The sequence below is a fragment of the Paenibacillus hebaui genome (genome assembly GCF_051934385.1).
Classification (GTDB): domain Bacteria; phylum Bacillota; class Bacilli; order Paenibacillales; family Paenibacillaceae; genus Paenibacillus.
This window is the reverse complement of sequence record NZ_CP196836.1, coordinates 840,611-866,452: the sequence shown is the minus strand read 5'-3', so window position 1 is coordinate 866,452 and position 25,842 is coordinate 840,611. Positions and strand designations below refer to the sequence as shown.

The following is a 25,842-nucleotide window of genomic DNA, read 5'->3' as shown; positions in this document are numbered from 1 at the left end:
TTGGCCGTCAACCAAACCCGATAGGAGAAAAGCATTACCCGCTTATTGGAACTTGTATTTGATCTGCGACAATATACTTTGTTTTATTCAGTATTCGTTTGGCACGGATAATAATCCACTTTCAAACTGTAAGTCTATCGCTAGTGGTTTCTATTTACTTACTCACGGCTAACTGGTTGAAAAACAGATCACTGACGCTACCTGCGGTAGTACTTATCCCCATGTAGCAGGCAAAACAAGAAGACGCGAATTCGTAAAGCCTGTTACACTCCAGAGTATGAATAGTACAAATGATACTATTCATTTTTTAATATGACAAAAATCTGTAAGAATATATTTACAATTTAATTTGAATGTCAGAGGAAATTGTTATGACAACGCCTCTATGGAGAGCTTCTTTTCGCATCTCAAAACGGCAGGGCTCTATCCTTATCATATCCGAACGGTTACCAAAGTATAAAGAAAAATCGAAAAATATATTCGCTTATACAGCCGAAAACGGCTGCAACTAAAACTAAAAAACTGACGCTGGTAGAGTACCGACGCCAGTTTTCCACATAGGGTCTTTTTCAATGTCTCAAAAATGGGGATTTAATCATAAGCGCTTGAGCTTCTTTTAATGAAATAGAAAACGGCTTATCTACCTTTCTAGTAAATATGAATAATCCTGTAATTTAAACACACTGCTACCATTTCAATCTATTCGGTAGCGTTTTGACCGAAGACCAAAGGCAGTTTCTCCACCCTCCATTACTTCACAAATCTCTTTTTTGATTTCAGGTTGTTCAATTGCACCTTCATAAAGCACTTCAATAGTTTTCTTTTCGGAATTCAGTGCAATAACATACTCAGCATCACCATTAACAGGAATATTGGCGTTATGAGTAACTATGATAACCTGCCTCTTTTCCTTACTCTTTCTCAATCTTTTTACAATTAATTGATAAATTAAATGATTATCAAGATCATCTTCAGGTTGATCTAAAAGTATTGGTTTATCGCCAAAAGACAAAATGAACGTTAGAATCGCAGAAGTCTTTTGTCCAGCTGATGCATTAGATAGTGGTTTGAAACCACTATCATTATTTGGCTTATACAAAACTACGATCTCATCTTCAGGGAAGGTTAACTCTATTTCATCCATTTGGGATTCTGCCAATCCCCTTATTAAGGTTTGAAATCTTCCTCCAAAAGATGTAGTATTCGAGCCACTATTTCTAAGATCTATAAAATGTTTGTAAATAAAATCAATCCGCTTTTGAACATTTCCGTTAAATACGATTTCAATTAACTTATCTACATCTTCTTCGAAGCCATTTTCCCTTTGAAGAAGACTTCTGATTTGTGAGCGATATGATTCCTTGTCTCTAAACGGTTTTATTTCTATCTTCAAATTATCAGAGTTCATAATACTGTTTACAAATCTTTGCCTATGAACAGTTACATCTTTCCGAATTTGGATGTATTGCTTTTTTATCTCTTCTTTCTTCGTATGCTCTAATAATAGTTGCTCTTCAAGTTCTGTTATTGCTTGTAGTTCTTGTTTTTTCGTATCTCCATTCACATGTAATTGTTCAATGTTTTGTAGATCTTCAATCCCCTCCGCGAGCAAGTTCTGTTTTTTCTGTTCGAAAAGACTATTTACATCCTCTTTTATTCTTTTCCAATCTGAATTCTCCAAATCAACCTCCATTTTGTCTATGGAAGTCGATAGTTTTTCGTTTATCAATTTTAATTCTATTGATAATTGCTTAATCTCTTGAGAAGTATTTTGATAAATAATTGAAAGCTCATCTCTGTACTCTTCAGAAATATTATTTATCAAATTATTGATTTCAAATTTCTCGAATTTTTCAACGAACTGTTTAAATTCATCTTTCTTATTATTGAGTTTCTCTCGAACAGAATTCAGAATAACTGAATCTTCTTTAAACGACTGATGTTCTTTATAAATTTTCTCGAAGCCACTTTCTTTATAGGAGGTTATTTGTTTTTCATTATCAATGATTTCAGTTTGTATTTTATTTTTAGTACTTGTGCGTTGTTGAATTTTTCTTATTCTTGCAGTTTGTTCAAGGAATTCTAATTTCTTGTTCGATAACTGTTCTGTTAATAGAGTCATTTCTGTAACTGAGTTATCTATTCTATTTCTAAGCGCATTGGGCGTTTGAGCAATCTCATAAATTTGTTTTTGCGAAAAGATATCGACATCAAAGAATTCTAAAAAACCGTCGAGTTCCACAACACTATAACAACTTTCCTCTGGTAGCCACTCTTCAATTTTTGACTCCGAATTTATTCTTGTAAAATTACTTACTGAGATTTTATACTTTACATTATTTCGATAGAATATAACTTCAATTTGGGAGCCATTATTCAGTACTCCCTTTTTATCCCTCGGGTCTTTTAACTTGTAAAAATCACTTTGCTCCTTGAGTATGCTCTCCAACGAAGAAAGATCTTCTGATTTATTAAGTACCCCTCTTAGGAATCTAAATATACTAGATTTTCCAGTGCCTCTGCCTCCGATGATTGTTGTTAACTGAGGGCTAAATTCCACATAAAAAGGTTGTAGACTATTAGTTACTTCTGTCATTGAGATTTTAATACTCTTAATCCATAGAGCAGGAATTTTATATGGGTTATGTTGCATATTAAAATCATTTCTAACTCTAAATTTCGGTAATAGTAGTGCTTGTCTTAAACTTTCCAAACTCACACTTTCACTCATTTTTATCCACGTGTATCTATTCCCAATTCCCCACAGTCCATGTTGTGAATCGCCCTCATCATGGGGATTATCTGAAAACGTCAATATAGTTTTATTATTAGTAAGTGCTTGATTTACAGTACTTGCCCACTCTTTCCTATAATCAGTACCAATTGATTTTCCATAATAATCATCCAAGTTGACAATTATTTGTTCATTTGTAAAGCTATCTTTTTCAACAAATTCTTTATGAACAACTTGTACAGCCTGTATTGATTTATTTTTCAGAAACAGATCACGGTTGGCATATCCTGCCTCTGAGATTCCATTAAATTCATCAATATGTGCAGGAATTATTAAAGCATTCTTCTTCTCAGCAATTTTTACAACTTTGTCTAAAGACATACTTGAAAAAGCAGTATCTTGTGCAAAAACCGATCTTTCTATTCCAGTCTCTATTAAGAAATCTTCTACATCAACCCTACCCTTATCAAGGTCAAAAATTATAAGCAAATGAACCTTGGCATCACTGCAAGTAATCTCAACACCTGGAAAAACAATAAGCTCGGTTGCAAGTGCCGCCTGCTTTATTTCATCAATCCATTCACCGGTATTGTGGTCAGTAACTGCGACGCACTTAAGGCCTTGATCTAAGCATCTTTGAACCCAATTTTCAGCTGAAACTTTCTTATTTCTGAAGCATTTACTGGCTGGAGTATGTAAATGAAGATCACACTTGTACCATCTCGTTCCCCTGTATTCCAAGTCTCAACCTCCTAGAATTATCTTCTTGGAGACTATATTCAACAAATAGCAATTATATCCTGCAAAATCCGCCTATTTCAGATAACATTCAAGTCTATTCTCTATACATTGTCACAATATGAAGCCTCTAACGCTAAAAAAAGACAGCATTTCTGCCGTCCGATTATAAGGTCTTGGAAAAGATATATGGTTTGCTTCTCACCGTATTCTCGCTGTAACTGAATCACACTTCTACCAACTACGTTAAAACCTATTAAAATGCATGAGTTAGTACAAAGTCTATTATTTTGAAATATTGATTAGACTTTCCTTATTAGGTGTTAAAGTAAGGTATTGGCACCACTATCTCATCAAAACTTAACTATTTCACTATACATCATACAGCACCATCTATACTTACTCCATTGAACAAGTTAGGATAGATATTAAATACATGCAGAATTTTATTGATTTTTGTATTAGAAGATATAGATACTAAACCAGGTATATCTTGGAACTTAAAATATCTATCATTTATACTACTCGAATACTGTTGCAATAAAAATGATAAAAAGAATTTCTCCCCTGAAGAAATTGATTTCACCACAGTTTCAAAATGATCAAAATTTAAACCAACCACATTGGTATTCTTATTAAATGCGTCTCTCCTAATTAATATACAATCTTCGAACTTTAATAAAGAGGTATTAAAAATTTCCCCCCATAAATCTTTAATAAGTTTATATTTTGTATATTTTTGATACTTCGTTTTCAGACACAACTCCATTTCCGATAAAACTTTTGTTAAAATATCTATAAGATTCATGGATTTCTCTAATGAGAGGTTATTACTTTTCCTAGTTTGTCCACCTAGAATATATTCCCTTCTTGATATTGTATTATCATGAGCCAATCTATTTCTATATTCTGAGACCTCCTCTATTGCCCCTTTATCAAACATTAATTCAATAGCCATAATACTTTGTGCTTTTTGCAAAAGAGCTAATGCATCACCTTTTGAAATAGATTTAATTTCGGCATTAATAATAGCATCGACTATGTAATTAGATGAATAAATATTATTGAAAATATCTGAATTTTTAATTTTCGGCTGTTTTTCATCTGATAGCTTTTCGGGAAAGGCGGCTAGTATTCGACGTAAAGCCTCACAAATACTACTTTCAAATAAAGCAAATGAGTAAACAAAAAATGCTTCATAGTTGCTTCTATTCAATTGTGAAGACATATCTTTAATTTTGTCAATATTCACATTAAGATCATTAATCAGTTCTTCGCAAACAAGTATCCTCATTCTAAATTCACTTCCTCTTATTTAAAAAATTCATTAAACAAATCATGATTAATTTCATTTCTAAAACTATTAGAAGAACCCACACAGATGATACTTAACTCCACTGGCTCTATTTTACCGTAATTTTTAGTATTTGGGTTATAGAAATGAGGATTTGGGCTGCCATTCCAAGACAGCCCATTTTGAGGTCTTATTTGTACAAAAATACCTTAAAAATGACAGCTTACACTATTCCTATTTGATAAAAATACAAACAAGAGCTCAAGCATTACTCCTTAACCAACAAAGCCACCGACTCCACATGAACCGTGTGAGGGAACATATCCACCGGCGTTACCTCAACCGTACGGTACCCTCCATCCTCCAGCACACGAAGATCACGTGCCAATGTACTCGGATTACAGCTCACATACACCACTCGCTCCGGCTTCATCTCCAGGATTGTATCCAGCAAACGTGGATCGCAGCCTTTGCGCGGCGGATCGACTACAATGACGTCGGCTTCGATGCCTTGTTCTTTCCAGCGAGGGATAACATCCTCGGAAGCGCCGACTTCGAACTTGACGTTCTTCATCTCATTCAAGAGCGCATTGCTGCGAGCATCCTCTATCGCTTCGGGCACAATCTCCACCCCATACACCTGATCCGCATGTTGCGCCAGGAAAAGAGAAATCGTACCGATGCCGCAATAGGCATCAATGACGGTTTCTTTGCCGCTCAGGCCTGCGTACTCCACCGTTTTGCCATACAGCACTTCCGTTTGCACCGGATTCACCTGATAGAACGAACGCGGAGAGATGGCAAACTGCACATCGCCAATAAAGTCATAGATCACATCACGGCCCCACAGGACGCGAGTCTCATCGCCAAAGATGACGTTCGTTTGCTTCTTGTTCACGTTCTGGCAAATGCTCGCGACATGCGGAATCGCTTCACGGATACTACCAATCCATTCGTCCTTGTAAGGGATGTCTCGTCCATTGGTGACCAGGACGAGCATCATCTCGCCTGTACGGAAAGCCTTCTTCACGACCACGTGACGCAGCAAGCCACGACCTGTCTCTTCGTTATAGGCACTGATTCCAAAATGACTCCCAATCTCCTTGACCTTCGCAACCACTTCGTCGTTATGCTCGTGCTGAATCAAACAGGTGTCCATATCGATGATCCGATGGCTTCCTTTGGCGTAAAATCCACCCACCAAGCCACCCTCTGCTGCACCGATGGGCACCTGTGCCTTGTTCCGATAGCGCCATGGCTCGTCCATGCCCATCGTAGGCAGTACGCGAATGCCTTGCTCCGCATCTTCTTCGTTCATGACACCTTCGAGACGAAAACGAATACGATTACTTCCAATCATTTGTGCTTCAGAAGATGCTTGTCCAGGTTGAGTTGCCTGATTCTCATCCTGTACCAACCGTTCCTCCAGCTTCGCCTCAACAACTAAAGCATCATTCTGCACACGCTGTTCAGCGCCCTCTTCATCTTCCTGCACGTTGGATGCCAACGTTTCCGCATCCTCCACCATCACGTTCAGCTTGCCAATCCGCTGCAAATTATCTACCACCAACTGGCGTTTCCACGCAAGCTGACCAGCGTAACTCATATGCTGGATCTGGCAGCCGCCGCATTGATCGTAGATCGGGCAAGGCGCGGATACACGATCCGGGCTGGCCTTCACGATTTCCAGCAACTTGGCGTAGCCATATTGCTTCTTGGTTTTCATCACACGTACGCGCACGGTTTCACCTGGAAGCGCACCCTGCACAAAGAGAGTGTATCCACTCGCACGACCTACACCCTCCCCGTCATGGTTCATGCCAATGATGTCGATGACGGTCTCTTCATTTTTGTTGACAGGCAGTCCCTCAATTGAGGCAGATTCACGCGCACGTCCCTTCGGACGAACGGCAGAAAGAGATGCGCCTTGTGGCCGCACCTCTTTCCCTTGCTGACGTGTAGATGGACGAGATGATTGACTTGGCTGACGGGACACTGAAGCGTTCCCTTGCTCCTGAGAGGCAGCCGAATTCCGGCGGTTTTTTCCACGACCGCTGCGGTTCGTATTAGACAACGTACATTCACTTCTTTCTTTTTAGTATTTAACGATACAACATCAGATGATGACGCAGGTTTGTAAATGTGGCCGGCAATGTGCCGCCCAGCTCTCCATCCAGGTTCAGCTGCACGTATCCTGGCGACGTCACTTCCATATGATCCGTTTGGAAATGAATGACCTTCTTGTCGTTCAGATGTTCACCACGGAGCGCAAGCGTCACGAGGCGAATCATGTCGGCCAGATTACATTTGCGCACACCAAGCACATCGAACAGACCATCATCAATAGTCGCACCCGGAGCCAGCTTCTCGAAGCCCCCGACGGAGTTCGTATTGGCGATGAGGAATAACATGAATTCATCATGAATTTCTTCCTGACCATTAGCGCGGATAATCAGCTCCTGCGGAGAGAGGCTTGCCATTTTTTCAATACCCTTCATATAGTAGGCCAGTTGCCCAATCATCGTTTTCAGACGGCTTGGTACCTCATAGGTCAATTCGGTTAACGAGCCACCGCCCGCAATATTAATAAAATATTTATCATTCGCCTTGCCCAGATCGAGCGGACGAAGTTGCTGATTAATGACCAGATCGACGTAATCTTCCCATTGTCTTGGAATACCCAGCGCGCGCGCAAAATCATTCGTCGTACCCAAAGGAAATACACCCAGCGGAGGACGATTCTCCCGCTCGGCCATACCGTTAATTACTTCGTACAACGTACCATCTCCACCAGCGGCAATGATCATATCATACCCTCGCTCAATCGCGAGTTCAGCTTCCCGGGTTGCATCTCCTTCACCCGTTGTTGCGTGACACGAGGCTTCGATGCCACCTTGATCCAAACGCTGCAAGATATCAGCCAGACGTTTCTTCATTTCTTCCCGGCCAGAGGTCGGATTATATATTAAACGAGCTTTTTTCATCTCATACGCCACCTATTCCACAATATCCATGAGTTTGAACGACCTCATTATCTTTCCATTACAAGCGTCCACAGAAAGGTACAATTTAACACGATCACTCACATCTGTTAATCCTGCTCGAATCTTCATCCATACCTATATCTATGCATAAAGAATTCCGTCTCATTCCAAAGCCTTTAGCTTCTATCATATCATCAAATGTGAAGATGTCCTAGCCTATAAGGAATAAGTAATTTTTTTCATATCAACGCATACCCACATTTTACATTAAGATGATAAGTTCAATATGTACCTAGCACTGCACACCACTCTAAATTGAATATTCAATCCTTATTACTGCTTTCGATCCTATCTATCCTTTACAAAATAAACCTCTTACCCCCATCTTGAATCGGATCGCCTTGATTTCCTGTCATTCACAACCGTCCATCACCATTCTGCCCCTCTGGGCAGGAATTAGTCTTTTACACTCCTATCATCCAGAAAGAGGAATCGCACATAAATTTACAAAAATCCAAATAAGAAGACAAATAAGATGAATACTCTTCCAATATAGTCATAGTACACCTCAATAAATTATAAATCATACCCATGAAGGAGATTTACAAATGAAAAAACTCGTATTATTGCTCATGGTTTCGCTCTTGGCTTGTATTCCCTTTGTTACAGCCGTTGAGGCGGCAGTTATTAGTCATGATCAGGTTGTCGGATTCCAGGAGGTAAGCCCCGTCACCGTCACGCAAAAAGCAGCAAAGCGTTTCCAACCTTACTTAAAAGTCTATCATGGATGTGTCCCTTTTCCTGCGGTCGATCAACAGGGCAATACCAATGCAGGCCTGCAGACCTCCGGCACCCATAATGGAAACTGCAGCTCAAGTACAGGACAAGTGTACTCCCGTTCAGCATGGCACAATGGCGTATGGGCGATTATGTACGCATGGTATTTCCCTAAAGACTCCCCTTCCTCTGGCCTCGGTCATCGTCATGATTGGGAGGGCATCGTTGTATGGGTAGACAATCCCGCAGCAGCTAACCCACAGATCCTCTCCATTGCCTATTCTGGGCATGGGCAGTTCACCAATATTGCCCCAAGTAGCTCAAACCTGAAGGGCACAAATCCTTTAATTAGCTACAATAGTACCTGGCCTCTAAACCATGAACTTGGCGTTACCGGTACCGTGGGTGGAATGCAGCCTTTAATTGGATGGGACGATCTGACACCTGCAGCACGTAATGCACTCAATACAACAGACTTTGGCAGCGCAAATGTCCCTTTGAACGACAGCAATTTTACGAACAATTTAAACAAGGCCTGGTTTAGATAAATGAGTCTAGGTTATTGCTATTGATCAACATATTCAATCTCTTGCTCTGTGTCTTTCTACGTTAGAACAAAATAACGCTAACAAGGGATGTCCCCCGTCATATTCATGACTTATGGAACATCCCCATTTTTGCAGTCTCACCTGATTTTAATTCAGAAGCCAATCTTCCTACCTGCACGAAGTTGTTTGTACCAGAAATAAACGGTGCAGCCCACACAATAACCGAGCAATGCGGCACTTGCAGCCGCGAGAAGCATCACGGAGAATACATAACCTGCTGCCTGCCAGCTCAGAGAGAACGAGAGGAGTGCCAGAGACAGAAACAGTACGGCCAGAACATTATTAAACCGTTGCAACTCTAAACTGTACCCTATGTAAAGGACATTTCTAAAAAAGACCTACATGGCCCGAAGAAGGTGATCTCTGTATTCTACAGGGGTCATCCTTTTTAAGTTCCATTGGTATCTGTAGTGGTTGTAGTAGGTCATATATGATTTAATTTCTCGTTTGACTTCTTCCAGTGTGGTGCAGTCCTTCAGCAATACTTCATCCTTAAAATGACCAAAGAACGACTCCTGCGGAGCGTTATCCCAGCAGTTCCCTCGTCTGGACATGGATTGTCCAAAGCCCATACGTTTCACTTTCTTCTGAAAATCCGGATGGGTATAGTGGGTACCTTGATCCGAATGAATGAACGCGTCTTTGGTCTTCTTCCATCTTCGATTCTTCTGTAAGTGAAGCAACGTATTTGTCGCGAGATCCATGGTAATTCGTTCCGACACATGGTAAGCCAGAATTTCATTGGTGGAGCTGTCCTTGATGGTGGACAGGTAGGCTCGTTTCCCTTTTCCATAAGTTAAGTAGGTAATATCGGTTAGAAGCACTTTGCCCGGCACGCCCTGTTTGAAGTTACGTTGTAACAAGTTAGGCACGGTCCGATGTTCGTGGGTCGCCTTCATCATTCGCTTGTACGGATTGGCCTTTCGAATAGGACATACGATACTATATTTCTTCATGATTCTTCGGATTCGCTTGAGGTTCCAGACGATTTGAAACTTTCCCTCCAGTGTCATCTTGATGGAGCGTGCACCTTTGTAGCGCTTTTTAAAATGGAAGGCCCGGCTGACGTGAACGCGCAACTCTTCATCGGCCTGTTCGCTCCGATGGCGTCTGTGGATGGCTGGAGCGCTAAAGTAGCGGTAGTAGCCGCTTTTAGAGACACCTGCGACCTCGCACAAAACACTCACCATCCGCCTTAGATGGTATTTCTGAATCACGAATCGAATCAATCTGTATCGAAGACCAGGCACTAGTTTTACTCGTGGTTCCACCCCCGTTCGGCCATCCGAATCTTTTTTAAGAGTTCATTCTCTGCTTGGAGCAAACGAATCTGCGCTTCGAGTCTCGCGTTCTTCTCATCCAAGGTTAATTCTCGCTTTAAAGGTCTTCCTGAATGCTTGCCTCTTGCATCGTGTAAACCTAAATCGCCCTGCTCTCTGTATCTGGCTCTCCACCGTTTGGCAGCGGCTTCGATGCGAGTCATTCCAACGATCTCCGCATCCAACCCACAGGACTCAAAAATGTCTCTGGGCGGCTTTCCTTGCTGATTCGATGCAATAAAGAGTTGCTTGAACTCGTCTGTATACGTAATCCCTTTGGTCGATACGGACTTTACATATGGGTTTTTTGAAAGTTGTTTCATTTCTCGATCTGTAAACATTTTTTTACTCATCAGCTTATCTCCATCCTCGTCTCGTTCGTGGCATACAACAAAAATACCCCATAGAGAGACTTTTTTCAAAGTGTCTACTCTATAGGGTACAGTTTACTCCACCGCCTGGGTCTCTTTACCTTTCCCTCGAAGCACTGCCTTTGCAATCTGTACAAATAGATTAAACCTGCCACCAGAAGCTAGACCAACCACTTGAATGACCCACAATACTCCCAGAATGAATAGTGGATTAGACACAAACGAGAGCAACACAAACAGTACAATTCCGATCTGATTCGCTTTGACATAGCGCATGGGCACTTCTCGCATCTCTATACCTCCTTATCCCTATTTTATTAGTTGGTTTTATTGTAGTCCGTATGAGGGCAATGAGCAACAGGGAAGATATTATTGTGAGAATTGGCTGTCATTTCATCGCTGTAAATGAGGAAGGAATCCCGTTTGACAGTGAAATTTCACTTCACTTAAGGATCGAGAAATCTCTTTTCAGCACATCCCAATGGGGAGTCGGGGTACCTGTTGCCTTTTTCCAATCGGTAAATGCATCACTTAACGCTTCGATCTCACCAAAAGCACCCGAAACCAGTTTATGCGTCGGAAGCATACTATAGATTTTCAACAGAAAGTAAATCATTCGTGGATGCCTGCGAATCAGTTTGGCCTGACTCTCCGGTACAATCGATATACCCATGGCTTCAAGCACGTCGAATCCTTCTTCCAGCGCCCCAATCATATGCTGGAGTTGCTTTCTGTTCCCGTCCAGCCTGGTCATCTCACGCTTCTCATTGAAGCTCACCGCATTAAGCATCAGAATGGGCACAATATGGCTTTTCAGCCAGGCATCAATATTATCCAAATAATTCAGTCTGTATTTCGTCTTTTCAAAGGCTTGTTCCAGCAAAGATTTAAAGCCTATCTCACCGTCCAGACTACCAATCACCATTTGTCCGCTTCCTCCACCAATGGATATCATGCGATCCTTTTCCCGCCGTCCTCCACTCAGCTGGAAACCGAAAGCGATCCGTTTTTCTACCCGACTGTTCGCTTCCAAAAAGGTCTGCATGCTTCGTGCATCTGCGTTGTTGCCAACGATCACAATGTTCCTGCTCTGATTTTCCGCCAGAATAGGTAACACCGATGGGAAATCGTTATATTTCATGACTACAAAAACAAGATCATATTTGTCGTCCACTTCCAACGTTCGGGCTACCCGAACCGGATCAACTGTCGTTTTCAATTGAAACATATGACGAATAACGATACCATCCCGCTCCAGTTCCTCTGCTCGCTTCCCTCTCGCCAGAATGGTGACGTCATTTCCCCCGCGCACTAGAATGTGCGCCAGCTGACTACCCAAAACGCCTGCACCATACACTAATATTCTCATCGCTTATCCCTCTATTCGATTTTTATGGATAATCGTTGCTTTATCAACATTTGTTGATAAAATAAGAGTAACAAAGCACCTGCAGTGCTTCAATCGTTAAAATATCCGTTATTGTTGAATAATCAACGAATGAATCCATATTGTTGAAAACATCAGAGGAGGGCCCATGGATAGACGAGTTGTCAAAACAAGAAAGGCCATAATCGAGGCATTGATCGGGTTGTTGGAAGAGCGGGATTTCGAGCAAATTACGATAAACGATATTGCTGATCGGGCCAATGTAAACCGGGGAACAATCTATTTACATTACACGGACAAATTCGATCTGCTCGATCAAAGCATCGAAACGTATTTGCAGCAATTGGTTGACAGCTGTATGGTCGAGAATCCTACAACTCCCATGACCATCAAGGAAGCATTGCTTCGCACCTTCCGTTACCTGGAAGAGCACGCTGCCGTTTATACCACGCTATTAACCCGAAAAGGAATTCCCGCTTTCCGTAATCGGCTGATGGCGATCCTGATTCAGGGTGTCGAGGAGCAGGTTGATGCGTGTGGCATTCACAAGGGGATCAACAGGGAGATCACTGTGCAATTTCTGGCTTCTGCCGCTGCTGGCCTGATGGAATGGTGGATTATGAATGCCATGCCATATCCTGCGGAGGAGATCGTCGAAGAATTGATGTCTTTGCTGGAGCTTCATCTGATTCTTCCTTCTTCGGTAAAGGGTTAATATCGCTGTAATTCCATGATTAATAAGGGGCCACGGATTGAATGAATAGGAGATCATATGTCGCAGTGATTCCTTCCTGCGTGCTGAACCTATCCTCGTACTCCCTGTACATATTAGTAAACAACCGTCGTAAACTGTGCCCAGATATCGTTACTGCTTCTGAAGTGCTAGCTCCCATTCCTTTAACCGAATACAGAAAATCTCTGGCAGAAACATACTTTTCTATATGAATCGAACGCTCACAATTAAAACCTGAATATCCGGCTTTCTCAAACATGATCTCCCATTGGATTGGCGAATGAAACGACAGTCCGTGCCGCTGTGGTTCCATTCCTTTGGCTCGATAAGCTTCATTAAATGCCTCATGCATTTCACGAAATGTATCCGGCCCGAATGTGGTAAAGAACAGCAAGCCTCCGGGGCGCAGAATGCGCCGAAGATGACCCAGTGTCTCCTGCGGATCACTTAGCCATTGAAAACAGGCGTTGGAGACAATGATATCCACCGAGGACTCGGGAGCATGTTGCACCCATGTTTCAATATCCGCCTGCAGAAAACGTAAACGATCCACCACACACTTTTCAACACCTGAATGCTGTTCCGTCAGCAAACGTTTTGAAGCCACTTCAATCATCTCGGGTGCAATATCAAGTGCAGTAATTTTCGCACTAGGCCATTCATTGACTAGGATTTGAGTCAAAGCCCCTGTGCCACAACCGATTTCGAGAATGCTCGGATCACTTATGAACCCTTTGTTTTTCCATTCTGCGAGAGATCTTGCTAGCTGATCCGCCATAGAACGCTGAACATGAGCATGCGCATCATAAGACATGGCACTGCGATTAAATTGGCGTTGGACAGCACTACTTCTACCAATGGTCATGCCACCATCTCCTCCATTCATCAGCTACGTGTATTTCATTTCCCAAAAAGGGTGCATGCCCGAAGCCCGTTAATGTAATTAACTTGGCTTGAGGTAATTGAGTCATAAGTTCCAAGCCAGCACCGTGAGGACATATCATATCCTCAGTCCCGTGAATAAGAAGAACCGGACAATCAATATTGGGCAGTTGAGTCAAACATTCCTCGCTTCTCAAAATCTGAAGACCTGCTAGCATTGCTTGAGTTGTCCAGCTACCCATTTGAGGTAGACGTCCAGCAAGACCTGCCTCCCACTCTTGCTCCGTAAACATGATCTTTCGAAAATGGGCTTCAACTGCATGTCGATCCTTTAAAATCCCTTTGATCATCTTCCTAACGTATGCATCTGCTAAGCCACGGTCAAACTCTTCTTTTGAGCGGGTAAAACGAGCTGTTGCACCGAACAAAACAAGGCCATTCCCATAACCTTTAGCCGCTAGTCTGAGCGCAAGTAAACCTCCGAGTGACCAACCTGCTATCAGAAGTGGACCGCGGGGCACTCTCTCCCTGCAAGCTGACTCTTCAACAAATAACATATCCCTAACTGCTGTTTCAGTTAAGCTCAGCATTTCTTCTGAAGAATCGGCGGCACTGTAATCTACAGAAACATGACGAAAATCAGGCAATAACAGGCGAAGGTGATCAAACACCGTATCTGGCATGCTCCATCCCGTTAGCCATAATATGGTTCCACTTGTCTCTTGCTCGATTTGCAGCGGATTATTATCCAAAGCATTCATGAGTTCAGCACCCCCAACTGAAGCCCGATTTTGCAGATTAGTGCGCTGGCATCATTCAGTTCCTCAGTGGTATGGTCCGCTGATAAGGAGAAGCGAATTCGCGCGGTGCCATCAGGAACAGTGGGCGGTCGGATGGCGACCCCAGCAATACCGCCTGCTTCAAGTGCCTCACTGAAACGAAGAGCCCTTTCGTTATCACCGACGATTACCGGTACAATAGGAGAGTCCCCGGTCCCAACGTTAAATCCGGCATCACAAAGCGAAGAACGAAATAATTTGCTTGCTGAGTAGAGACGTTCGCGCCGCCAATGATCCTCTTTTACCAAAGTTAACGCTGTTGAAATACCAGCTACGAGAGAAGGCGGCAATGCCGTCGAATAGATGAGCGGCCTTGCTTTGTTGATGAGATAGCGGATTAATGTTCGACTACCGCAGACATAAGCTCCATATAAACCGAATGATTTGCTAAACGTCCCCATATGCACATCCACATCATTATGCAGAGCAAGCTTAAAGCACAGTCCTTCGCCCTGTTTCCCGTAGATCCCCCCGCTGTGCGCCTCATCCACCATCAGAATTGCCCCGTACTCTTGTTTGAGGGCAACGAGCTCACGCAAGTGTGCTTGATCACCATCCATTGAAAAGACGGCATCCGTAACAATCAGCTTACGTGGTTTATCCCGATGTTTGTTCAATAACACCTTCAGATGTTCCATATCATTATGTCGATACCGAGCATGTTCCGCGCGGCTCAGCACAATACCATCCACTATGCTGGCATGGTTTAATTGATCGCTAAAAACCACATCGTCCCGGCCCATAAGTGCACGAATGACCCCGGTATTAGCCATGTACCCACTCGCAAACACAAGTGCGGCTTCACTCTGCTGCCAAGTGGCCAATGCTTCTTCTAGAGGGCCATAAAGCGGTCGATTACCAGTAACCAGACGGGATGCCCCCGAGCCTCCTCCTTCGGTTAGAAGCGTCTCGCGAATCGTATTGATGATAGCAGGATGTTGTGCAAGTCCTAGATAGTTATTGGAGGCCAGGTTGAGGAGCACCCGCTCTCCTCTCAACGTATAACCTGGACAATCTGGAACCGTAGCACTGTCACGTAAGTAACGTTCATTGGAGGCATCAGCCAATAATGCAAGCTCTTTTTCCATCCAGTTCATATTCGTACCACCTTAAAGTGCATTTAACTCAATCTCAAAACCCAAATCTTCAATCATTTGATGATCATTCGATATCTCCTGACCTGCTGTTGTTAAATAATCACCTACAAAGAGTGAATTAGCAGCATACAGTGACAAAGGTTGCAGCGTACGGAGGTTGATCTCGCGTCCACCCGCCACACGAATCTCTTTCGATGGACAGATGAACCGAAATAGTGCCAGTACCTTGAGCGCCTTCATAGCCGGAGTGCGTCCTGCTCTTTCCAGAGGGGTCCCCGGTATCGCATTCAGGAAATTAATCGGAATCGAATCCGCATCAAGCTTGCGGAGTGCGAAAGCCATCTCGACAATTTCCTGATTACTTTCACCCATACCGATAATGACACCGGAGCAGGGGGACATGCCGTATGCTTTTACCTTTTCCACTGTTTCAATTCGCTGGTCATAGGTATGAGTTGTGGTTATGGACGGATAATTAGCCTTGCTTGTGTTCAAGTTGTGATTGTATCGGTGCACACCTGCTTCAGCCAAACGTTCTGCTTGACCGTCCTTCAAGATTCCTAGACAAGCACAGATTTTAAGTGGCATCGTTTCACGGATTTCTTTTACCGCCTCTGCAACTTGATCCAGTTCCTTATTCGTGGGACCTTTCCCTGAAGCCACAATGCAATAGGTTCCTGCTTTACGAGCCATAGCTTCGTGTGCTCCTGCAAGCAACGTGTCTTTGTCGAGCAAGCTGTATTTTGGGATGGGTGCGGTTGATACGATGGATTGTGAGCAATACCCGCAATCTTCGGGGCACAGACCACTCTTAGCGTTGATGATCATATTCAGCTTTACTTTTTTGCCGTAAAAATAGTGTCTCACATGAAAAGCGGCTTGCAAGAGCGGCAGGACCTCATCGTCGTCTGCTTCCAGCACGGCAAGCCCCTCTTCAACGGTCAGGCATTCCCCTTTCAAGGATTTGCTTGCAAGCGATAACCACTCTGGATGATTCGAGGCTGTTCTCATGTTCATTTATCCTCCCATGATTGAATTGCCAAAGCCTCTCTGACGGGTGCCAGATCGATCTTTGCTTGAATCATTTCGATCAACAATTTGGTGTGGATCTCTCCTGTCAGACGGGGAAAGCGTCCAAGAAAGGGTATACCGCCATATCGTTCAATTCCTTCCGCGTTCGTTCTAATGCTTGGGTCGTTATGAATCTCGTCCAAGTGACCGTCGTTCAAAATAAAACCCACGATGGGAACCTTATGTTGTCGCAGATATGACACAGTGAGCAGTGTGTGATTAATTGTACCCAGACCTGTCCGCGCAACGATCACGGTTGGTAACCGAAGCTCCGAGATCAAATCGACTACCAAAGCATCCTCGGTCAGTGGAACAGCTACACCCCCTGCCCCTTCAACGAGTACAGCTTCATATCGGCCGGATATCCGCAGACCAGCGTTGATCACATCTCGTAACGTAACACTCACCCCTTCCTGCCTCGCGGCGAACATCGGTGCAAGAGCAGCCTGAAATGTAAATGTCGCCACATCCTCGGTCCGCGCCACAATTCCGGTGTATTGCAACAGACGCTCTGCATCGGTTTCTCCGCTGCTAAGAAGTCCCCCGGACTGTACGGGCTTCCAGACGCCTATATTCCGCTTTTCAGCACGAAGGGCAGCAACAAGAGCCCCTGTAACGATTGTTTTCCCAACACCTGTGTCCGTACCTGTTACAAATAATCCGCGAATCACATTCATGTTTCCTAACCACCTTCGGTGATGTCAAAAATGGATTTCATTAAGATATCGATCATTGCATCAAGCTCAGCCTCTGTGCTAGCAAGAGGAGGAATGAACACAACAACATTACCAAGCGGTCTCGTAAGCATGCCAAGCTCTCTGGCCCGTTGGGTTACCCTAACGCCGATTCGTTCGGCCCAATCGTACGGTTCCCGAGTAGCCTTATCCCGTACAAGCTCAATTCCTATCATCAGTCCCTTTTGCCTGATATCACCGACGTGCGGAGAATCTTTAAGCGCTAAGAGCTTGTGCTCTACAAAAGACGCCTTTGCTCTTACACCTTCTAACATGTCGCGTACTTCAAACCGTTTCAAGCTAGCTAAAGCAACGGCGCAGCCGAGCGGGTTACCTGTGAAGGAATGTCCGTGGAAAAATGTTTTCTGCTCTTCATAATTGGCATAAAATGCGTTGTACACCTCATCTGTTGCCAGTGTCGCTGCCACAGGCAAATAGCCGCCTGTAAGACCTTTGCCTATCACCATCAAATCAGGTGATACCTCTTCGAGATCACAAGCAAACATAGCGCCTGTCCTACCGAAGCCTGTCGCCACCTCATCGGCTATGATCAGCACGTCATATTTACGGCAAAGTGCTGCCATCTCGCGTAAACAGCCCTCTGGCATAATAAGGATGCCACTAGCCCCTTGCACAATCGGCTCCACGATGATTGCTGCGATTTCATCTGCACTGAATTCAAGTAAATTACGCAATGCGGTTAACGTAGCTTCCATCGCTTCCTGTTCGCCGTCCTCATGTCGATAAACGTAAGGATATGGAATGACATACGTAGGAAACAGCATGGGACGGAACACATCATGGTACAACGGAATTGCACCAACACTTACCGCACCAATCGTATCTCCGTGATAGGCTTGATTCATCGTAATAAACTTCGTTTTCCCGGTTTCACCTTGGTTCTTCCAGTATTGAAACGCCATTTTCACTGCGATCTCGACACCGGTTGCTCCCGAGTCGGAATAAAATACTTTATTTAATCCTTCTGGAGAAATCTCTACTAGTTTTTCTGCAAGCTCAATAGCGGGCACATTAGCCATTCCGAGTAGAGTAGAATGTGCGACACGTTCCAACTGATCCGTTATTGCTTGGTTCAGCTCCGGTACGTTATGTCCATGAACGTTAAGCCAAACCGAGGAGAAGCCATCATAATAAGCACGTCCCTGGACGTCATACAGCATGATGCCTTCGCCTCGTTCAATGATGAGAGGATCGGAGTTATTGTAATCTTTCATCTGCGTAAAAGGGTTCCATAAATGAGCCTTATTGATAGCTGCAAGCCGTTCATAAAGTGTCACAAGATATCACCTTCCGTTAGATCATTTCAATTGTTAACCAACTAAATTAATTTGGTTAACAATTGAATGTTGACATCTTATCAGACAAAAACTTTCCTGTAAAGAGAATCATTTCAGAGTTTTTTTGATCAATCCTCCCAAAAATTTACTAGATGAAACCTACGTGAGTGTGAACTGGCGGACCTTGAGCGGCAGATTCAGACGAACAATACTCCTCCATTAAAACCCTAATCCTCCACCCCGTCTGAGCGGACTGAAACCGGATTTTTGCCTCGTAGAGGGCTTTGCCAAACACAAAAAACACGCCTGATTTGGCGTGTTCCTGTAGTTTGGTGGAGATTAGCGGGAGGTGTGAATCCTGATAATATAGCATAGAAGTTTATTTCGAGGACTATGTTATATGCTGCGTTTCTTGACTGATTTCGCAGCATTCATATTGAGTACTCCCTGTCTAAAGTGAAGACAAATACAAAAAAACGGCATCTCTGCCATTTGTGTTTAAGCTGTTGTTAGGGCTCCCCAGAATGATTGCTGGCAGCGACCTAAACTAAATCTTCGCCTCATTATATCTTTCCAGCAAAATCTGGATCTGGCGCTCCATCCACTGCCCTAACAACGGATGTGGAAGCAACGTCTCTCCGCTATACGCGTAATTCAGTTCCTTAAGTCGGCTCGGAATCACCTTTCTCGTGAAGTAACCGGCACTCAAAAACAGCGGCGCCACAATAACACGGCTTCCCCGCTCCTCGATCCAGTACTTCGCCTTGTCGTGTACACTTTCCGGATTAAGCAGAGCGTAATCCGTATGGGCTACACCACTGACTTCCTGCACCCGCTGTGCGAGTGAAGAAATGCCTGCTTCCCAGCGCTGACGGAATCCATCGTGAATACTGCCGTGTCCTACGAGCAGAATGGTTTCCTGCTCCGGTTGCTGCGACAGCGACTTTACCTTGTCCCACACCATGACCGCAATGTCCGGATCGTTATCCACGGGATAGCCGAAGTGTACTTTGGCCGTTACCTGGAATGGTTCCAGATCCGTCTCACGTTCGGGCGCAGGTTTGGCACCCATGGCATACTCGATCTCATCGACATGTGTACTGCCAGACGAAACAAATAGAGGTACCACCAAGATATCAGTTACGCCCTGTGACTCCAGTCGGTCGATACCGTCCTGGATCAGGCGTCCTTCCACAAGCTCAAGAAATCCAGCTTCAACTGGCAAGGATTCAGGCAGATTCAACCGGGAGACCGCGTCATCGACGGATTCCACCCAGGTCTTCTCCTGAGAACCGTGACTAATGATGAGTACACCCGGCTTCTTCATCTTAGCGTCCCAGGCGTTCCAGCGTCATTTTATAACCATCATTGCCGTAATTCAGGCAGCGTTTGACACGCGAGATCGTGGCTGTACTTGCACCTGTCTCTGCTTCAATCTGGTTATAGGTATTTCCTTTGCCAAGCATACGTGCTACTTCCAGCCGCTGGGACATGGATTGAATCTCGTTTACCGTGCAGAGGTCATCAAAAAACACATAACACTCTTCAATATCTTTCAGAGTCAAAATAGCCTCAAATAGTTGTTCAATGCTTTTATCATTTAGCTTTTTCAGCTGCATTTCATCATCATCCCCTAGCGGTTACTGTGTACCTTCATTGTACCCACCCTGAGTTGGTATTTCAAGCGTTACCGATTTCACGCAGTACAGAATAAAAATACATGTTACCGCTTCCAAACGGACTATTTGTCCTCTCCACGCGCACAACTCCCCGGAAAACTAACGATTTATCCCAATTTTTATCTGAATATTTCCGATTAAATATGTAGGATTTCTCTCTTCTTATTTGTGACAATTCTGTGTCCGAACTATCTAATCCTGCTGAGAACCCTCCAATCCTCCTTGCGCCCAAATCCGCAAATATCCCGTTTTCCGGGATACACGCCTACGCCCTTTCTCCGCGAATGACATACAGTATAGCAAAAGGGAGTTCCATCTCGGTCTGCTGTGCACATCTATGCAGCTGAAGGAACGCAATTCCGAAATCCAACACAGAAGGAACGTGATCGTTCATGCCACAGCATTATTATCACCGCCAGCCGGTGCCGCGACAGCGTCCGTCTTCATATCGGCAAGGGCATACATCTGCTTACATGCCGCCTGGTACTATTCCGAGGTCATTAAATGAAGCTCAAGTACAACCCATGTATCCCGGCGTTGAGCCATACTACCCCCACTATGGAGAAGTCGAATCATCCGGACTTGTGCCTTATGGGCAAGGTGCGCCTGGTGGTAACTTTTTGGGCGGGGGAGATCCTCTTACTCCCACTGTTCCGGTGCAGGCTCCTACTGCTACGGGCGGTTCGGGTTTTTCACTGGCCAACATCGGTGAGCTGAAAGGAATGATTGACCGCTTTGGCGGAATTGACGGCATCATGAATGGGATCGGCAAAATGCAAAAAGTCGTTGGAGGCTTCCAGCAGATGGCGCCAATGATGAAGCTGGTTATGGGCATACTGCCTTTTGGAAAAGGTAAGACCAATAAAAGCGCAGCAGATGCGGATTTTGAAGAATATACACCGCGTCGCCCTCGCAAGCGCCGTAAGAAAACGACTACCGCTCCGCGACGTCGTACGACCAGTACCACACCGCGCCGCAAATCCAATTCCACTAAGCGTCGACCCAAAAGCAAAAAAAGTTAAAAGCTTATCCAGGCACCTCCCTTGCGGAAGGAAGGTGCCTTCATCTTGACTAACCCCATTCCAATTCGATCCTCCCATCCTTCACAGAGCTTATTTACAACATAAAAATTCAGGAACCTATGTTCTTATTCCTGTGAATTGAGGTATACTGGATAGTAGATAAAGGAGGCGGACTATGGAGCTCATTAAAGACAAATATACTCCCGCATTAATTGATCGGACGGGAGAGCTGCTGCATCAATTTTATCCCCAGCTAGATACACAGCAATTTAACGAACTGGTCTTTGCTGAAGGCTGGGGACAGCTGGAATTCAAAGCACGAATTCGCCGGATTACACTGGCCTTGGGTGAAGTACTACCTGACAATTATGAAGAATCATTGCAAATTATAGAGCAAGCAGCACCCCAGATGCGGGGTGTCGAGTATCTGTTCGTACCGGATTTCATTGAGGTGTATGGACTTGCACCGGAAAACTACGAGCTTTCCATGAAGTACCTGACCGTCTTCACACCTTATTCCAGTTCCGAGTTCGCGGTACGCCCGTTTATTGAACGTTATCCGATCGAAACGATGAAACGCATGATGGAATGGACAGGCAGCTCCAGTGAGCATATTCGCAGACTTGCGAGCGAAGGCAGTCGCCCCCGCCTGCCATGGGGTTCCAAACTTCGGGAATTCATCACCGATCCAACGCCTGTAATTCCGATTCTGCACCAGTTGAAGCAGGACGAATCCCTGTATGTTCGGAAAAGTGTTGCCAATCATCTGAACGACATCTCAAAAGATCACCCTGAGCTTGTCCTTGACCTGACTTCCAGCTGGTACGGACAGCATACACACACAGACTGGATTGTGCGTCATGCGAGCCGATCTTTGCTGAAGAAGGGTCATCCTAAAGCGTTAAGTCTCTTTGGTTATGTCGAGCAGGATGCGACCCACATTGAGCATCTACAGCTTGCCCAGGATACCCTCGCTATTGGCGAGGATCTTCACTTTTCGTTTGATGTGGTCAATGAGAGCGGTCAATCACAGATGCTAAGGATCGAATATGAGATCGGATATATGAAGGCTAATGGCAAGCAGGCTCCCAAGCGGTTCAAATGCTCCGATAAGACTTATGCAACAGGGCGAACCAAGGTAACAACGAAACAATCGTTCAAAGTCATTACGACGAGAAAATATTACACCGGTTTACATACGCTAACGATTGTTGTAAATGGACAACCTACCGCTACTACTACCTTTGTATTGGAATAAGAAATGTAACTTGGTCAATGTCGTGCACATTCCCGGCTTCTCATGTAACATATTGTAGCTCATGATCATATATTGTGAATTTGCATGTCGAAATCCGCTCATAAAATTGCTGAAATCCCGATAAGAGGCTGTCCCATAAGTCATGAGTATACAGGGGGCAGCTCTTATTAGCGTTATTTTGTTCTAATGAATCGAGCCCATGCTATTCACTCCCATTTGCATAGATCTGATGCTTAACGAATCACAGAGACATTATTTCGTCGATTTAGTCCATTTTTAGGTTCTGACGTCACTTATGACGGAATAACGTTACTGTAGTTCGTTAAACGTTGCAATTCTTGATCATCCACCGTATAAGATGCGGTAGTTTCGTAGCGCTTGGAGCGAGGCGAAATCCCCTTTCGAGACAGCCCTTTATTTCATTTTAGCGGAACAACTTTTAATTTATCTACAAATCAAGTTATACACACTATCCAGCTTAATTACATTATCCACATGTGGACATCTTCTCAGAAAATGCATCTATATGTACTCCAAGTACCTCTTGTGCACACCATACACAGGCCAAAAAGCGATCTTTACAGACCGCTATATAAGTTGAACTATACATTTATTTACACGATAACAGCGATCGGAAGGTTGTTCTGTCAATGGAGTGCCAGTGTAAATATTCATTAGTTGAACTTATATCCTCTACTTGAACCAGCCCCGCTTCACAAACCAGGCCACCATGCACCCGCCAAGCACAAACATCAACAACAGCACCGCACCATACCCAAACTTCCATTGCAGCTCAGGCATATAGGCAAAGTTCATCCCATAAATTCCCGCAATCAGCGTGAGCGGCATAAATACCGTCGTAATCACCGTAAGTGTCTTCATAATCTGATTCATCCGGTTAGAATTCAGTGAAATGTAACTGTCGCGCAGGTCTGCCGTCATCTCCCGGTCGGCTTCGATCATGTCCGTCAGCTTCAATAAATGGTCATAGATATCAGTAAAATACGCCGTATGTTCCCCTGTTCGCTGCACATGCTGGGAGTTTATCACCCGATAGAGAAGATCACGCATCGGTACTACCGTTCGTCTGAGCTTAAGCAATCGGCTGCGCAAGTCAAACACCTGGTTCATCAGGTCTTCCACCGACTCTTGTCCGCCCCGGTTCTCCAGTTCAGCCAGCTCATCCTCTATTGAAAATAAAGATGGGAAATAATGATCGACCAACTTGTCCATCACCGTATAAGCTGCTGCCACCGGGCCACGTGCCCAGATGGTTCGTTCGTGTGCATGATGCAACAACCGCTCCCAAGCTTCATCGACTTCTTCCAGTACCCCATGATGGAAGGAAACCAGGAAGTTCGCTCCCAGAAAAAAATCTACCTCATCGGCTTCCAATGTGGATGGATTCAGGGCATGCAGCACGAGAAACTGCAGATTGTCGTAATAGTCTAGCTTAGGGCGCTGCAACACATGCAGACAGTCCTCAATAGCTAAGGGGTGAAAATGAAAATATGTATCCAGCAGCCGGCTTTCCTCATCCGTAGGCTGGTTGAAATCTGCCCATACCCAAGCGTAATCCTGAAGATCCAGCTGGGTAAGAGGCACGTTCACAGAAACCTGATGATCCCGAGTGATGGCGAGTGTACGAATCATAAATTAGACCACGTCCTTGTCTTGTATCCTTTACGTTATTGTACAACTTTAATCCCCGCATCGTCTCTTCCAATAGCAAAACGGTACACATTATCCCGCAAATGCGACAACAAAAAAAGCCAACCCTGTTGGCTTCCCTCATTTCCCTATCCACAGTTTCCTGTATCCACAGGAATATCTTCTTTTGGTTTATCATTCCACGGATGGCTATCCACATATCCAGCCTGTCCACACATTCATGCACAGGCGTCTCTTCATTATGGTTGTATAATTGTCCACATATCCCGATATTCACACAGTTATGAACAGCTTGTCTAGTAAATCTGGTAAACCCGATTGCTTCTTGGGATAACTTCTTTAATTAGAAGATGATCCAGTACAACAATCCTGCCAGTCCCGCAGTAATCGGAATCGTAATGAACCACGTAATAATAATACGTCCAGCAAGTCCCCATTTTACGGCAGAAAAACGCTTCGCGGAACCAACACCCAGAATAGCCGATGTGATCGCGTGAGTTGTACTAACCGGTAGATGAAGCAACGTTGCTGTGAAAATAACGGATGCAGCTGACAGATCGGCGGCAAAACCGTTAATCGGTTCAATTTTAAAGATTTTGGTTCCCATCGTTTTGATGATTTTCCAACCACCGATGGAAGTACCGAGAGCCATCGCTGTTGCCGCAGAGATTTTAACCCACAGCGGAACATCCAGATTATCCTGTACACCTGCTGCAACCAGAGCAAAGGTAATAATCCCCATCGCTTTCTGGGCATCATTCGTACCGTGTGTGAATGCTTGCAGCGCTGCCGTAAAAATCTGTACCGTACGGAAACCTTTGTTCACATTATGTGGACTGCGTTTGGCGAAAATATATTTGAGAATGATCATGACCACATAACCTATCGCAAATGCGATCAGAGGTGATAACAATAGACCTCCGACGATATCAATAAATCCGCTCCATTTCACTTTATCAGATCCTGCGCCAACGAGTACGGCACCTGCAAGGGCTCCAATAAGTGCATGTGAGGAAGAGGACGGAATACCAAACCACCATGTAACCAGGTTCCAGATAATCGCTGATATCAAGGTGACTATGACGACCTCTATCCCGTTATCCAGCGTGGTGGGGTCGGTCACACTCCCCCCAATCGTCTTCGCAACGCCTGTAAACATCATTGCACCGACAAAGTTCATCACCGCTGCCAGAAGGATCGCACGTCGTGGCGTCAGTGCCCGTGTCGATACCGAAGTGGCAATGGCATTGGCCGTGTCGTGAAAACCGTTGATGAAGTCAAACGCCAGTGCAAGGAAGACGACTATACCTAATACCCAAATCGTTGTTTCCATTATTCTCTGGCTC

22 protein-coding genes are annotated in these 25,842 nt (G+C 44.4%); 4 read left to right on the top strand and 18 right to left on the bottom strand.

Translation table 11 applies throughout. From position 1 onward, the window contains the following. Positions 1–694: 694 nt before the first annotated feature. The 4 genes from ACR32F_RS03850 to ACR32F_RS03835 all read right to left on the bottom strand — a co-directional run bounded on the left by ACR32F_RS03850 (position 695) and on the right by ACR32F_RS03835 (position 7,750). Positions 695–3,475, bottom strand: coding sequence for a TrlF family AAA-like ATPase (locus tag ACR32F_RS03850; protein WP_440116318.1), 2,781 nt, complete (start codon positions 3,473–3,475; stop codon positions 695–697). A gap of 376 nt (positions 3,476–3,851) precedes the next feature. Next, entirely contained in the window at positions 3,852–4,766 is a 915-nt protein-coding gene (locus ACR32F_RS03845; RefSeq protein WP_440116316.1) for a hypothetical protein, read from the bottom strand. A gap of 268 nt (positions 4,767–5,034) precedes the next feature. Beyond that, the gene (gene rlmD, locus ACR32F_RS03840; protein ID WP_440119672.1) at positions 5,035–6,585 is read right to left on the bottom strand and encodes a 23S rRNA (uracil(1939)-C(5))-methyltransferase RlmD; all 1,551 of its coding nucleotides are present in this window, start codon (positions 6,583–6,585) and stop codon (positions 5,035–5,037) included. Positions 6,586–6,868: 283 nt separating this feature from the next. Then, positions 6,869–7,750 carry a diacylglycerol kinase gene (locus ACR32F_RS03835; protein ID WP_440116314.1) on the bottom strand — a complete coding sequence of 294 codons (882 nt, stop codon included), beginning with the start codon at positions 7,748–7,750 and terminating at the stop codon, positions 6,869–6,871. A 608-nt stretch (positions 7,751–8,358) separates the two neighbouring features. Between ACR32F_RS03835 and ACR32F_RS03830 the strand changes: the two genes are divergently transcribed. Continuing rightward, entirely contained in the window at positions 8,359–9,075 is a 717-nt protein-coding gene (locus tag ACR32F_RS03830; RefSeq protein WP_440116312.1) for an NPP1 family protein, read from the top strand. Between the two features lie 152 nt (positions 9,076–9,227). Here ACR32F_RS03830 and ACR32F_RS03825 read toward each other — a convergent pair whose 3' ends face one another. The 4 genes from ACR32F_RS03825 to ACR32F_RS03810 form a co-directional block, all read right to left on the bottom strand. Beyond that, positions 9,228–9,431, bottom strand: a complete 204-nt coding sequence (locus tag ACR32F_RS03825; protein ID WP_440116310.1) for a DUF4395 family protein — start codon at positions 9,429–9,431, stop codon at positions 9,228–9,230. Between the two features lie 42 nt (positions 9,432–9,473). Continuing rightward, positions 9,474–10,807 (bottom strand): IS3 family transposase gene (locus ACR32F_RS03820; RefSeq protein WP_440108848.1). Its coding sequence is split into 2 segments (ribosomal slippage): positions 9,474–10,403 and positions 10,406–10,807, totalling 1,332 coding nucleotides; the frame shifts between segments, so codons are not numbered across the junction. A gap of 93 nt (positions 10,808–10,900) precedes the next feature. Further along, positions 10,901–11,116 (bottom strand): DUF4395 family protein, encoded by a 216-nt coding sequence (locus ACR32F_RS03815; protein WP_440116308.1) that lies wholly within the window; start codon positions 11,114–11,116, stop codon positions 10,901–10,903. A gap of 151 nt (positions 11,117–11,267) precedes the next feature. Beyond that, entirely contained in the window at positions 11,268–12,194 is a 927-nt protein-coding gene (locus tag ACR32F_RS03810) for a ketopantoate reductase family protein (RefSeq protein WP_440116306.1), read from the bottom strand. A 166-nt stretch (positions 12,195–12,360) separates the two neighbouring features. On the opposite strand from ACR32F_RS03810, the gene ACR32F_RS03805 reads away from it, so the two are divergent. Continuing rightward, the gene (locus ACR32F_RS03805; protein WP_440116304.1) at positions 12,361–12,927 is read left to right on the top strand and encodes a TetR/AcrR family transcriptional regulator; all 567 of its coding nucleotides are present in this window, start codon (positions 12,361–12,363) and stop codon (positions 12,925–12,927) included. Between the two features lie 19 nt (positions 12,928–12,946). On the opposite strand, the gene bioC is transcribed toward ACR32F_RS03805, so the two are convergent. From bioC to ACR32F_RS03765, 8 genes are all read right to left on the bottom strand, one after another. After that, positions 12,947–13,810 carry a malonyl-ACP O-methyltransferase BioC gene (gene bioC, locus ACR32F_RS03800; RefSeq protein WP_440116302.1) on the bottom strand — a complete coding sequence of 288 codons (864 nt, stop codon included), beginning with the start codon at positions 13,808–13,810 and terminating at the stop codon, positions 12,947–12,949. Further along, complete coding sequence (locus tag ACR32F_RS03795) at positions 13,797–14,588, bottom strand: alpha/beta fold hydrolase (RefSeq protein WP_440116300.1); 792 nt, start codon at positions 14,586–14,588, stop codon at positions 13,797–13,799. The genes bioC and ACR32F_RS03795 overlap by 14 nt, the downstream gene beginning before the upstream one ends. Beyond that, complete coding sequence (gene bioF, locus ACR32F_RS03790) at positions 14,585–15,763, bottom strand: 8-amino-7-oxononanoate synthase (RefSeq protein WP_440116298.1); 1,179 nt, start codon at positions 15,761–15,763, stop codon at positions 14,585–14,587. Before bioF ends, ACR32F_RS03795 begins: the two co-directional genes overlap by 4 nt. 12 nt (positions 15,764–15,775) lie before the next feature. Beyond that, positions 15,776–16,780 carry a biotin synthase BioB gene (gene bioB / locus ACR32F_RS03785; protein WP_440116296.1) on the bottom strand — a complete coding sequence of 335 codons (1,005 nt, stop codon included), beginning with the start codon at positions 16,778–16,780 and terminating at the stop codon, positions 15,776–15,778. Next, a complete protein-coding gene (bioD, locus tag ACR32F_RS03780) occupies positions 16,777–17,511 on the bottom strand; it encodes a dethiobiotin synthase (protein WP_440116294.1) in 735 nt (244 codons plus the stop codon). The genes bioB and bioD overlap by 4 nt, the downstream gene beginning before the upstream one ends. Positions 17,512–17,516: 5 nt before the next feature. Further along, a complete protein-coding gene (bioA, locus tag ACR32F_RS03775) occupies positions 17,517–18,866 on the bottom strand; it encodes an adenosylmethionine--8-amino-7-oxononanoate transaminase (protein ID WP_440116292.1) in 1,350 nt (449 codons plus the stop codon). 547 nt (positions 18,867–19,413) lie between these two features. Further along, on the bottom strand, positions 19,414–20,193 hold the full coding sequence (locus ACR32F_RS03770; protein ID WP_440116290.1) for a sirohydrochlorin chelatase: 780 nt from the start codon (positions 20,191–20,193) through the stop codon (positions 19,414–19,416). A 1-nt stretch (position 20,194) separates the two neighbouring features. Continuing rightward, a complete protein-coding gene (locus ACR32F_RS03765) occupies positions 20,195–20,485 on the bottom strand; it encodes a YerC/YecD family TrpR-related protein (RefSeq protein ID WP_017690665.1) in 291 nt (96 codons plus the stop codon). Positions 20,486–20,937: 452 nt separating this feature from the next. On the opposite strand from ACR32F_RS03765, the gene ACR32F_RS03760 reads away from it, so the two are divergent. Beyond that, positions 20,938–21,567, top strand: a complete 630-nt coding sequence (locus ACR32F_RS03760; RefSeq protein ID WP_440116287.1) for a tyrosine protein kinase — start codon at positions 20,938–20,940, stop codon at positions 21,565–21,567. 175 nt (positions 21,568–21,742) lie between these two features. Then, positions 21,743–22,825, top strand: coding sequence for a DNA alkylation repair protein (locus ACR32F_RS03755; protein ID WP_440116285.1), 1,083 nt, complete (start codon positions 21,743–21,745; stop codon positions 22,823–22,825). A 693-nt stretch (positions 22,826–23,518) separates the two neighbouring features. Here ACR32F_RS03755 and corA read toward each other — a convergent pair. Both corA and ACR32F_RS03745 read right to left on the bottom strand, forming a co-directional pair. Beyond that, complete coding sequence (corA, locus tag ACR32F_RS03750; protein WP_440116283.1) at positions 23,519–24,478, bottom strand: magnesium/cobalt transporter CorA; 960 nt, start codon at positions 24,476–24,478, stop codon at positions 23,519–23,521. Positions 24,479–24,839: 361 nt separating this feature from the next. Then, a complete protein-coding gene (locus ACR32F_RS03745; protein ID WP_440116281.1) occupies positions 24,840–25,829 on the bottom strand; it encodes an anion permease in 990 nt (329 codons plus the stop codon). Between the last annotated feature and the right edge of the window lie 13 nt (positions 25,830–25,842).

Bases quoted from the DNA above. Each gene is read 5' to 3' on its own strand.
- ACR32F_RS03745 (WP_440116281.1), bottom strand. From the start codon at position 25,829: ATGGAAACAACGATTTGGGTATTAGGTATAGTCGTCTTCCTTGCACTG.
- bioC (WP_440116302.1), bottom strand. From the start codon at position 13,810: ATGACCATTGGTAGAAGTAGTGCTGTCCAACGCCAATTTAATCGCAGT.
- ACR32F_RS03795 (WP_440116300.1), bottom strand. From the start codon at position 14,588: ATGAATGCTTTGGATAATAATCCGCTGCAAATCGAGCAAGAGACAAGT.
- bioD (WP_440116294.1), bottom strand. From the start codon at position 17,511: ATGAATGTGATTCGCGGATTATTTGTAACAGGTACGGACACAGGTGTT.
- ACR32F_RS03770 (WP_440116290.1), bottom strand. From the start codon at position 20,193: ATGAAGAAGCCGGGTGTACTCATCATTAGTCACGGTTCTCAGGAGAAG.
- bioB (WP_440116296.1), bottom strand. From the start codon at position 16,780: ATGAACATGAGAACAGCCTCGAATCATCCAGAGTGGTTATCGCTTGCA.
- ACR32F_RS03760 (WP_440116287.1), top strand. From the start codon at position 20,938: ATGCCACAGCATTATTATCACCGCCAGCCGGTGCCGCGACAGCGTCCG.
- corA (WP_440116283.1), bottom strand. From the start codon at position 24,478: ATGATTCGTACACTCGCCATCACTCGGGATCATCAGGTTTCTGTGAAC.
- ACR32F_RS03765 (WP_017690665.1), bottom strand. From the start codon at position 20,485: ATGCAGCTGAAAAAGCTAAATGATAAAAGCATTGAACAACTATTTGAG.
- ACR32F_RS03815 (WP_440116308.1), bottom strand. From the start codon at position 11,116: ATGCGAGAAGTGCCCATGCGCTATGTCAAAGCGAATCAGATCGGAATT.
- ACR32F_RS03810 (WP_440116306.1), bottom strand. From the start codon at position 12,194: ATGAGAATATTAGTGTATGGTGCAGGCGTTTTGGGTAGTCAGCTGGCG.
- ACR32F_RS03805 (WP_440116304.1), top strand. From the start codon at position 12,361: ATGGATAGACGAGTTGTCAAAACAAGAAAGGCCATAATCGAGGCATTG.
- bioF (WP_440116298.1), bottom strand. From the start codon at position 15,763: ATGAACTGGATGGAAAAAGAGCTTGCATTATTGGCTGATGCCTCCAAT.
- ACR32F_RS03755 (WP_440116285.1), top strand. From the start codon at position 21,743: ATGGAGCTCATTAAAGACAAATATACTCCCGCATTAATTGATCGGACG.
- rlmD (WP_440119672.1), bottom strand. From the start codon at position 6,585: ATGAACCATGACGGGGAGGGTGTAGGTCGTGCGAGTGGATACACTCTC.
- ACR32F_RS03835 (WP_440116314.1), bottom strand. From the start codon at position 7,750: ATGAAAAAAGCTCGTTTAATATATAATCCGACCTCTGGCCGGGAAGAA.
- ACR32F_RS03830 (WP_440116312.1), top strand. From the start codon at position 8,359: ATGAAAAAACTCGTATTATTGCTCATGGTTTCGCTCTTGGCTTGTATT.
- ACR32F_RS03845 (WP_440116316.1), bottom strand. From the start codon at position 4,766: ATGAGGATACTTGTTTGCGAAGAACTGATTAATGATCTTAATGTGAAT.